The organism is Reyranella humidisoli (assembly GCF_019039055.1).
Taxonomy (GTDB): domain Bacteria; phylum Pseudomonadota; class Alphaproteobacteria; order Reyranellales; family Reyranellaceae; genus Reyranella; species Reyranella humidisoli.
On the sequence record NZ_JAHOPB010000003.1, the window covers coordinates 485,923 to 492,217 of the forward strand.

The 6,295-nt window shown below is 62.9% G+C and carries 7 protein-coding genes; 1 reads left to right on the plus strand and 6 read right to left on the minus strand.

Annotation, left to right across the window (positions count from 1 at the left end; translation table 11 throughout):
- The 5 genes from KQ910_RS25780 to KQ910_RS25795 form a co-directional block, all read right to left on the minus strand.
- The gene (locus KQ910_RS25780; RefSeq protein ID WP_216966707.1) at window positions 1–486 is read right to left on the minus strand and encodes a (2Fe-2S)-binding protein; all 486 of its coding nucleotides are present in this window, start codon (window positions 484–486) and stop codon (window positions 1–3) included.
- Between the two features lie 127 nt (window positions 487–613).
- Entirely contained in the window at window positions 614–736 is a 123-nt protein-coding gene (locus tag KQ910_RS27075) for a hypothetical protein (protein WP_255560332.1), read from the minus strand.
- Window positions 736–1,194 carry an SRPBCC family protein gene (locus KQ910_RS25785; protein ID WP_216966709.1) on the minus strand — a complete coding sequence of 153 codons (459 nt, stop codon included), beginning with the start codon at window positions 1,192–1,194 and terminating at the stop codon, window positions 736–738. Before KQ910_RS25785 ends, KQ910_RS27075 begins: the two co-directional genes overlap by 1 nt.
- Window positions 1,195–1,218: 24 nt before the next feature.
- The gene (locus KQ910_RS25790; RefSeq protein ID WP_216966711.1) at window positions 1,219–3,150 is read right to left on the minus strand and encodes a glycoside hydrolase family 17 protein; all 1,932 of its coding nucleotides are present in this window, start codon (window positions 3,148–3,150) and stop codon (window positions 1,219–1,221) included.
- Window positions 3,151–3,215: 65 nt separating this feature from the next.
- Window positions 3,216–4,346: a M14 family metallopeptidase gene (locus KQ910_RS25795; protein WP_216966713.1), complete on the minus strand. Its 1,131-nt coding sequence runs from the start codon at window positions 4,344–4,346 to the stop codon at window positions 3,216–3,218.
- Window positions 4,347–4,756: 410 nt separating this feature from the next.
- On the opposite strand from KQ910_RS25795, the gene KQ910_RS25800 reads away from it, so the two are divergent.
- Complete coding sequence (locus KQ910_RS25800; RefSeq protein WP_216966715.1) at window positions 4,757–5,116, plus strand: hypothetical protein; 360 nt, start codon at window positions 4,757–4,759, stop codon at window positions 5,114–5,116.
- Here KQ910_RS25800 and KQ910_RS25805 read toward each other — a convergent pair.
- Window positions 5,113–6,295 (minus strand): hypothetical protein (locus KQ910_RS25805; protein WP_216966717.1); only part of this gene is annotated, 1,183 nt, incomplete at its 5' end. The genes KQ910_RS25800 and KQ910_RS25805 overlap by 4 nt on opposite strands.

Here is a 6,295-nt window from a genome sequence, read left to right on the forward strand (position 1 = left end):
TTACACCCCTGCGGACTTCATGGCCGGCGCAGCGGCCAGGATTGCCTTCACGATATTGTGGTAGCCGGTGCAGCGGCAGAGATTGCCCTCCAGCTCCCGGCGCACCGTGGCCTCGTCGAGCTGGTAGTTGTGGCGCTTCACCATATCGATGGCGCTCATCACCATGCCGGGAGTGCAGAAGCCGCACTGGAGGGCGTGGTTGTCGCGGAAAGCCTCCTGCATCGGGTGCAGCTTGTCAGCGCTGGGGGCCAGGCCCTCGATCGTCGTCACCTTGGCACCCTCGGCCTGGACCGCGAGCATGGTGCACGACTTGATCGACTGGCCATCCACATGGACGACGCAGGCGCCGCACTGGCTGGTGTCGCAACCGACATGAGTGCCGGTCATGCCGAGATGCTCGCGCAGGAACTGAACCAACAGCGTGCGCGCCTCGACCTTGCCCGAGACGGACTTGCCGTTGACGGTCATGGCGACGGAAATTGTCATACTCAGATCTCCCCTCACGTATTGGTTCGCGCGGCGGGCGCCGGAGCGCTTCCGCAAATCATTGGCGCGACTCTCGCAAGCCCCTCACAGCGCGGTCAAGGGAATTGCAAGTTTCGTTCGCCAGCTGCTAACGACTCGCAACAAAAACGAGAATCAGGATCACGGCGCCGACGCCGATGATCGTCCAGTGCCGGAAACCTCGCTGCACCGCAGCAGACGGCACCGGCGGCGGATCGCCCGGCATCGCCATCAGGCGGCGACCGGCGGCGGCGCGCCCACGCTCTCGGCGAACTTGCCGAAGAACTGGTCCGCGAGCTTCTTGGCGGTGCCGGTGATCAGGCGCGCGCCGACCTGGGCGATCTTGCCGCCGACCTGGGCGTCCACCTCGTATTTCAGGATCGTGTCACCGCCGTCTTCGGTCAGGGTTACGACCGCACCGCCCTTGGCGAAGCCGGCGACACCGCCCTGCCCCTCGCCGGAGATGCGATAGCCGTTGGGCGGGTCGATGTCGGACAGCGTGACCTTGCCACCGAAGGCGGCGCTCACGGGCCCGATGCGCAGCCTGACCTTGGCCGTCATCTCGGTGGGAGACAGCATCTCCAGTGATTCGCAGCCCGGAATGCAGGCTTGCAAAATGGCCTGGTCGTTCAGCGCCGCGAAGACTTTCTCGCGCGACGCACCGATCCTGTATTCACCCTTGATTTCCATTTCGTAACTCCCGGCTCTCAGCGCCTACCACTTGTTGGTATAGGAGTCCGGAGGCAGTTCTGCCAGTGGTTCGCGTACCGAGACATAGATGGTGGCGACATAGGGCACGGCCATCAGCAGCGCGAGAAACGCGAACCAGTTGGCCTGTGTGTTCCAGAACAGCGTACGGATGACCCAACGGCCTCCGTCGGCCGAGACGAAACCGCCGGCGCCGCCGTCGTGCAGCTTGATCGCACCTTCCGTCACCACCAGCACGATGGCCCAGAAGATCAGCATCGAGGCCAGCACGATCTCGGGCAGGACAGGCGCGAAACGGCTGAGCCGGCGATCCATGCGCACGAAGCCACGGCTGCCGTCGTAGCCCAGCAGGCGGCCGAAGGAGAGCGCCTTGGCGATCCGATGGTCGCGCGCCACCGGCTCGGTGCGCAGGATGGTGATGGTCTTCCACAGCATCAGCACGATGCTCGGGATCACGAAGCTCCACATCGGGAAGTCGCGATAACGGCCGTCGATCGCGATCTGGCGGAACCAGTCGCCGATGCGGATCACGCCATCGTACCAGTCGATGCTGATCACGATGAGGTAGAAGATGCAGAGCAGCGTCAGCGCCAGATAAAGCATCTGCGCCAGCAGGTCGGTGCGCTGGACGATGCGGTAGCGCGGCAGTTCGCGCCACGCCCGCCAGGAGTCGCGGACCCGTGCACCGTAGAGCGACGGATCGGCCATCTGGCCGGTCAGGCTGTCGGAGATGCCGCGCAGCAGCGCGTAGCTGAACAGGGCGAGCAGGATCGCCCAGAAGGCGACGCCAAGAGTCCGCTCGAAGTAGAAGTTGCGGGTCAGATCGACCCAGGTCGCCTCGACGTAGCAGGTCGCCACGAGCTGGGCGAAGAACGCGAAGATGCAGATTCCCTTCCAGTGGCGCGCCTTGCGCTGGCTGGCGTAAGCCAGCAGCAGCAGGGCGCCGGCGATCGTCGAGATGGTGAACAGGATCTGCCAGTGCGGCTCCGCCCGCACCGGCTTGCCGAGTTCGAACTTGTCGTGGCGCTGGGCGTCCAGCAGACCCCAGGCGGCGCCGACGGTGCCCTCCTGGCGAGCCTTCCAGTACTGGTCGAACGCCTCGATGACGTTGTAGTCGAAGCCCTCGCGCTCCGCGGCCTGGCGGAAGATCGAGAAATACTTCACCTGCTCGACGCGGCCCGGGCGTGCGTCGGACCGCATGCGGCCGTCGCTCGGCCAGCCGGTCTCGCCGATCACGATCTTCTTGTCGGGAAAGCGCGCCTGGACCTTCTTGTAGATGTCGACCAGATGCTTCTCGATCGCGAGCTTGCCGTCGGCTTCCCTGCGATCCACGCCGATCGGCTCATCCTCCCAGTAGGGCAGGATGTGGATCGTGATGAAGTCGACCTCGTCGGCCAGCTGCGGATTGCGCAGCCAGAATTCCCAGACGTCAGCGTAGGTCACGGGCTGCGTGACCCTCTGCTTCACCTGCCGGATGTAGCGCCGCAGTTCGCTGGCCGTCAGGTCCTTGCGCAGCAGGACCTCGTTACCGACGATCACCCGCTCGATCGTGTCCTTGTATTTGTTGGCATGGTCGATCAGCAGGTTGATCTGCTCGAGATTTTCCTTGTCGTTGTTGTTCAGCCACGCGCCGTGCCAGACCTTGAGCCCGTACTTGCCGGCATTCTGAGGCACTGCCTCCAGGTTCTCGCCAGAGGAATAGGTGCGAACCGCCTTCACCTTGCCCTCCAGGCGCTTGAGATCGGAATCGATCTGCGCCGGCGTCGGGAAGGTACGCGTGAGAGGGCTCTGGCCCGGCCGATAGGGAGCGAACGAAACGCTCTGAAGAGGTGCCGTACTCCAGCCGGCAATGTCGACCGGCCGGTTCGGAACCCACCACCACAGGAAATTGAGAGCCGCTACGACCGCGAAAGCCAGCAGCGCCACGAGTGCACGCATGGGGAGGCTTGTAGCAGGATCGCTGAGCGGACGTATGGCTTTTCGAGGGCTCTTGTCCCCAAAAGCTACAAGGCGCCCCGCTGCAGGCCGGCGATGGCCTGGCGCACGACCTGGTGGCCGCGAAACAGCACCGCCTCCTTCCAGTCGTCGGTCTCGGGGTAGAACTGCCGCCGCATGGCCTTGCGCACCGCCTCGGCTTCCTTGCCCAGCGGGTCGCCGTATTTGTGCAGCCAGTGATCGGCCCGGAAGGCCTTCTGGCCGCTCTCGCGGTCGAAGGTGCCGTATTCCAGGGTGCACATGGTGAGCCGGGTCTGGGGCTCCTTCAGGACGCGGTTCAGGCCGTAATGGCCGAGACCGTCGCGCGCCTGGGAAGCCGTCTGGCCCCGTTTCGATTCGGTGACCGATTCACCCCAGAAATTTCGGACCCGCCGCGACCCGCCGGTGCCGATGTCGTAGTGCGTGATCGGCTCGCCGTATCCGTAGGGGCCGAGGCCGGTGTGGAAATCGACCACGGCCACGTCCTGGCGGCCCTTGAGATAGCGGTCGACGATGGCGTGCAGCGTGCGGTTGGACCAGGCTGGCCCGCCGCCGCCGTAGAACATGCCGTCGGCGTGGCTGTACTGGCCGCCCGAGACGGCGCGGAAGAACTCGATGTCGCCGACCTTGCGCCGGTAGGCCGCCAGCCGGGCGTCAGCGGCCGCACGTCCCTGCTCGCTGAAATCAGCCGGTACGAGATCGTCGGCAATCTCCAGGTACCCCTCGTTCACCGGATAGGGCCTGGAATGGTCGACATAGTTGCGGTTGAGGTCGTTGCCCTCCTCCGTCACCCGCCGAGTCCAGGCGAAGCCGTAGGGGTTGATCGCATGCACGAACAGCACGGCGGTCCCCTTCGGCAGGCCGGCGGCGCCAATGCCGGCCAGCCAGTCGACCTGGAAGCCCGAGCCGCAATAGCCCTCGATGCCGTGGGTCGATGAGATCGTCACCATCACCTTCGTGGCGTCGGCTGGCCCGACCCAGGCCACGTCCGTCGACAGGGATTCGCCCTTCGGCCCCTTGGTCGGGTTGTCGTAGCGGAAGGTCTGCGCGTCGGCGAGCCGGGCGGCCGACAGGAACTTGTCGCGCGCCTCGCTGTAGTCGGCGGCGAAAGAGGCAATGTTGTTCATGGTCGACGATACCTCGTCCGAAGCTTCAGACATTTCAAAGATGCCCTCAGACTCCTCCCTGTCGTTTGGGAAGGAGACGTGGCGAACACTTTACAAGTTAGCCTGGTTTACGGGTTGAGATCGATGGGCTTGAGCACGACGTTGCGGAAGACCGGATGCTTGCAATATTCGTCTCCGTTCAGCGGTCCATCGCGCCTGAAGCAGCTGTCCACCGGGGCTGAAAGACGTTCTTGCCGTCACATCTCGGCTTGGTCATCGGCACTGACACGAAACACAACTATAGGTAGCTTGTGTATCGACTTTTTACTCGCCATTCTTCGGTGCGGTGATCGCTAGGGATGGCCGACAATCGACAAGCCCTACGGAACAGCTAGGTATCGACAAATCCCCGGGTTTGATTCTCGGTGCTTCACCCCAATGCGTCCAAGGTGTTGAGGTTTGACGTGGCGCTCAAGAAAATTGGCAATGTCGGCCGCAAAGCGATTTTGGCTCTCGTTTGCCTTTTAGCCCGAGGTTTCGTCTCGCTCCTGGCAACCTGGTACATCTACTCGGCAGCAATCCTCCTCTACAGGTGTTCCCGTCACTGGAATGATCTTTGTTTCGCCTTTCCGTTCCTAGTTTTCTTGCTGTTTCCTCGGATTACCGATGAAGACGGTTACGACCCCAGTCTTGCCGAAGGCTTCGATGCTCGTCTTCTTGAAGCGGGCTACGATCCTCGCCTTTTTGCAATTCTGTCATTGGCATTGATCGTCACTGTCCTCTGGACAGTCCTCGCATTGGTACGACGGCGCAGATCGTCCTAATGTTTGCTAGGAATCAATACTGCCCGGCCATACACCCCGCTGCTGCCGATTCTATACCCCTCTTCGATATAAAATCTCGTTTGCGCGGAAAGCTTGTACTCATCCGCAGGATCGGAATTGGACGAAAGCCACTCCGCAAATGTTCCGGAGATCGTAAGGAGTTCACGCAGCGTCAGTCCTGCCTGCTGACCGATCAGACCGACATTGATATTGGAAATGTTCCTGAAATGCCGAAGCTGGGTATATCCCGTGAAGAGGCTTCCCTTCCGCTGGTAGTCATAGGCGCCAGCGTGCCCGACAAGCATGCCGAGACTTATAATCAGCTTTAGGTCAGCGGCCGGATCGGAATTGGAGCGCATAGAGGCGTATTGTTCTCCAATGCGGCGGCCATCCGCAGCCACTCTGGCAAGATCGGTATTGGGAGACATCACATATCCAGTCGGTGAATTCTTGTCGGGTATTGCCGTGCCATCCGGCAAACGCACGACCTCACCAACAGTCTCTAGAGCCGCACGGAATTCCGGACTGCCCGGAGTCGGCTCCGTTGGGGGCGCAATTCCTCGGGGAGCCTTAGCTGGCTCTTGCGGTTGCACGATTTCTGTATTGCCGTTCGCTCCGACCGGCTGGTCTCCGCCGCCGCCGACACGGACGATATTCGGATCGCCATTTAAGCTTGGCAGCACGTCGTCGACGAGGCCGCGAATGTCCGCCATCGTCGGCGGCTTGCCCTCGACAGGCTCGAACGCGCCCAAGAGCGTGTCGAGTTGCTGCCGTGCGGTCCGGGCCTCCTCGCCGTCGGGATCGACGTTGGCAGCGCGCAGTCCCTCGCCCAGGAACAGGCGGCCGAGACGGTGGCGCTCGAAGTCTGGATCGGATTTGCCTTCGGCGAGGGCCTTCTGGAGTTTGGTCAGGCGGTCGTAGTCGCTGTCGCCGAGCGACAGCCGGTATTGTGTGAGATCGAGGCCGGTGAAGTCTTCCTGGTTGCGTACGGCCTGGTCGTCGAGCTTCTCGTAGAGATCGCGATCCGTTACCACGCGGCCGCCGTTGATGGCCGTGGCCTCCAGTCGGCCCGTTTGCCCCGGGCTCAACCCGTCGCGCAGCTCCGCCGGCATCGCCATCAGTGGCGCCGCGGGATTGTTGCCCAGCCAGTCGAGCGCGCCCGTGGCCGCGCGGCCCCTC

What these genes read in the sequence shown, in the direction of transcription:
- KQ910_RS25780 (WP_216966707.1), bottom strand. Translation starts at nt 486, where the DNA reads ATGACAATTTCCGTCGCCATGACCGTCAACGGCAAGTCCGTCTCGGGC.
- KQ910_RS27075 (WP_255560332.1), bottom strand. Translation starts at nt 736, where the DNA reads ATGGCGATGCCGGGCGATCCGCCGCCGGTGCCGTCTGCTGCGGTGCAG.
- KQ910_RS25785 (WP_216966709.1), bottom strand. Translation starts at nt 1,194, where the DNA reads ATGGAAATCAAGGGTGAATACAGGATCGGTGCGTCGCGCGAGAAAGTC.
- KQ910_RS25790 (WP_216966711.1), bottom strand. Translation starts at nt 3,150, where the DNA reads ATGCGTGCACTCGTGGCGCTGCTGGCTTTCGCGGTCGTAGCGGCTCTC.
- KQ910_RS25795 (WP_216966713.1), bottom strand. Translation starts at nt 4,346, where the DNA reads ATGTCTGAAGCTTCGGACGAGGTATCGTCGACCATGAACAACATTGCC.